Source organism: Massilia sp. CT11-108 (assembly GCF_047302915.1).
Taxonomy (GTDB): domain Bacteria; phylum Pseudomonadota; class Gammaproteobacteria; order Burkholderiales; family Burkholderiaceae_D; genus Telluria; species Telluria orientalis.
The window spans coordinates 1-3,351 of the sequence record NZ_JBKYMO010000560.1 but is presented as its reverse complement, the minus strand read 5'-3'; the positions used below and the strand labels follow the sequence as shown (position 1 = coordinate 3,351).

The window sequence follows — 3,351 nt, the reverse complement described above, 5'->3', positions numbered from 1 at the left end:
CCCCCCCCCCCCCCCCCCCCCCCCCCGCGGCCACCTCGCGCGTGCCCGCACCGAGCAATGGGCCCGCGCCCTCGTCGACGCCGTGCGCGCCGGCCAGGTCCAGCCGGCGTTCGACAGTCCGCTGAACGTGATCGCACGCCACCGCGACGCCGGCGGGGAACTCATGCACCGCAAGCACGCGGGCGTGGAACTCATCAACCTGCTGCGCCCGACGGTGGCCGTGGCGCGCTACATCGTGTTCGGCCTGCTGGCGCTGCACGACCATCCGGAATCACGCGCGCGCATCGCGGCGGGCGACGACGCGTACACGACGTGGTTCATGCAGGAAGTGCGGCGCTACTACCCGTTCATCCCGGCGATGGGCGGCCGCGCCCTGCACGCCTTCGACTGGCACGGGATGCATGTGAAAAAGGGGACGTGGGTGTTGTTCGACCTGTACGGCACGAACCACCACCCCGCGATCTGGGGCGACCCCGAGGTGTTCCGGCCGGAGCGCTTCGACCGCCGGCAGAGCAGCGGTTTCGATTTCGTACCGCACGGCGGCGGCGACCATTACTCGGGCCACCGCTGCCCGGGCGAATTCGTCACGGGCGACCTGGTGAAATCGGCGCTGCAGTTGTTCGCCGGCGAGATCGCCTACGACGTGCCGCCGCAGGACCTGACGGTCGGCATGCGGCGGATTCCGACGCTGCCGGCGAGCGGGTTCGTGATCAAGAACGTGAGGACCACGCAGGCCTAAGCAACGTCGTCCCCGCGAAAGCGGGGACCCATGCTGAAGCGCAGAATTCGATACCTTGAACAACTATCCGAATGTCCAACTGCGGACATTCAGTATGGATTCCCGCTTTCGCGGGAATGACGGCGGTCAGCGCACCAGGCGGCCATCCAGCACGCGCACGCGCTCCCCGTTGCGGAACCGCGGCACACCCTTCTCCGTGAAGGTACGGTACCCGCCGGCCGCCATCTTGACGCGCACGTCCGTATAGGTTTCCGCCTTCATGTTGCGCTCGATGCGGTTGCCGGCATAGGCGCCGCCCACCGCGCCCGCCACCGTTGCCAGGGTGCGGCCGCGGCCGCTGCCTACCTGGTTGCCCAGCAGGCCGCCGACGACCGCACCGCCCACGCCGCCGACGCCGCTGGCGCGCTCGGGTTCACGTTTGTACGTATGGTTCGAGACGACCGTGGCGCAGTTGCGGCATTGCGCTTCGGCGCGCCGATGGTGGTCGGGTGCGGCCTGGGCTGCAAATGGCGCGGCGAGGATCGCGGCGACGAGGGCGGCACGGGCGGTGTGACGGATAGCAAATGCTGGCATGGTATTCCCCTTACATATCGTTGTAACAAATATGTGTACAGAGTAACGGTCAGGCGCCAATGTGGAAAGAGTGAAACAGTATCAATTGCAAGTGAGTGTAACCGCCCATTTTTGGTGCAATATGGAATGATGCTTGCCATAAATGCGTTATTCTGTCTTTTTGATGCAACTTTTCGGTGCCACGCCGCGAAAGTTTCTCTATAGTACTGACATGTGATTATTTGAAACAATTTACAGAAGACGGGCTGTTACCCCAGGCCTTTGTCATCCCATGTCCACGTCCATGTCGTCACGCACCCTGTCCGTCATCGTCAGCACCGCCGTGCTGGCCTGGCCCACCGTCGCGCTCGCCGGCGCCGACAGGGAGACCGGCGACATCCGCGCGCTGAGTACGATCCCCCTCGAGGAACTGATGCAGATGCGGGTCGTCACGGCCGCATCGAAATTCGCCCAGCCGATCAGCGACGCACCGTCGTCCGCGGTCGTGCTCACCGCCTCCGACATCCGCGACCATGGCTGGCGCACGCTGGCCGACGCGCTGGCCACGCTGCCCGGCCTGTACGTGACGGGCGACCGCAACTACACGTACCTGGGCGCGCGCGGCTTCCTGCGTCCGGGCGACTACAACAGCCGCTTCCTGCTGCTGGTCGACGGCATGCGTATCAACGACGCCGTGTACGACCAGGCCCTCATCGGCACCGGGGGCCTGGTCGACATGGACATGGTCAAGCGCATCGAATTCGTGCCCGGTCCCGGCTCGGCCGTGTATGGCTCGAACGCGTTGTTCGGCGTGATCAACGTCGTCACGCGCGACGGCAGTGGTCTGTCCGGCGTCCAGGGCGCCGTCACCGCGGCCGGCCAGGGCGAGCGCAAGGCCCGCACCAGCTACGGCTGGCACGGCCAGAACGGCGCCGACCTGCTGCTGTCCGCCAGCGCCTTCAACCGCGCGGGCCGCGACCTGTATTACCCGGAGTTCGACGCCCCCGAGACCAACAACGGCATCGCCCGCCACCTCGACTGGGACCGCGCCCAGAACTTCCTCGCCAAGGGCAGCTTTGGCGGCGTGACGCTCACGGCCAGCCACGTCGCGCGCACCAAGGGGATCCCGACGGGATCCTTCGGCGCCGTGTTCAATACGCCGAACCAGACACGCGACACGCAGACGATCATCGGCCTCGCGTGGAACCGCCAGCTCGCGCCCGCGCTGGCGCTGGCGGTCCAGCTGCAGTCGGGCCAGGCCGATTACGAGGGGCCAGGCTGGTATCCGGACATCGAGGGCGTGGTCCGCCAGAACGTCGACGGCGCCCACGCGCGCTGGTACGAAGCCAGCGCGCACGCGACGCTGACGAACCTGCCGGGCCAGAAGATCGTGATCGGCGCCGAGCTGGGACGCGACGCGCACCGCGACCAGTACAACTACAACCAGCAGCCCTACGAATTGCTGCTGCAGGACCACCGCGACGCGATGCGCCGCGCCGTGTTCGTGGAAGACGAGATCCGCCTGCCGGCCGGCTTCCTCGTCAACGCCGGCGTGCGCTACGACGACCGCGAAGACCCGGACATGCATCGCTTCAGCCCGCGCGTGGCCGTCGTGTACAAGGCGACGCGGTCCGACACCGTCAAGCTGATCGCGGGCAGCGCCTTCCGCGCGCCCAACGCCTACGAGATGTATTACGCGCTGCCGGAGATGGCCGGCGGCCTGCTCCCCAACCCGAACCTGCGCCCGGAAAAGATCGCGACGCGCGAGCTGGTGCTGGAGCACGTCCTGGCAGGCGGCGGCCACGCCACACTGTCCCTGTTCCGCTACGCGGTGGACGACCTGATCAGCCAGCAGGTCGAGCCGGGCACGGGCATGCTCATCTTCCGCAACATCGACCATGCCGATGCCCGCGGCCTGGAAGCCGCGCTCGACCGCGACTTCGGCGCCGTACGCCTGCGCGCCAGCTATTCCTGGCAGCTGGCGCGCGGCACCGGCGGCGTGCCCCTGATCGATTCGCCGCGCCACCTGGCCAAGGCCAACCTCACGGCGCCGCTGGGCT

Annotated in this window: 3 protein-coding genes; 2 read left to right on the top strand and 1 reads right to left on the bottom strand. The window is 67.4% G+C overall.

Going from position 1 to position 3,351, the window contains the following annotated elements; all coding sequences use genetic code 11:
* Positions 1-739: cytochrome P450 (locus ACEN88_RS27365; RefSeq protein ID WP_413344732.1), on the top strand; the 739-nt coding region annotated here is incomplete at its 5' end.
* A 126-nt stretch (positions 740-865) separates the two neighbouring features.
* On the opposite strand, the gene ACEN88_RS27360 is transcribed toward ACEN88_RS27365, so the two are convergent.
* Entirely contained in the window at positions 866-1,312 is a 447-nt protein-coding gene (locus ACEN88_RS27360) for a glycine zipper 2TM domain-containing protein (protein WP_413344730.1), read from the bottom strand.
* Between the two features lie 283 nt (positions 1,313-1,595).
* On the opposite strand from ACEN88_RS27360, the gene ACEN88_RS27355 reads away from it, so the two are divergent.
* Positions 1,596-3,351 (top strand): TonB-dependent receptor plug domain-containing protein (locus ACEN88_RS27355; RefSeq protein WP_413344728.1); only part of this gene is annotated, 1,756 nt, incomplete at its 3' end.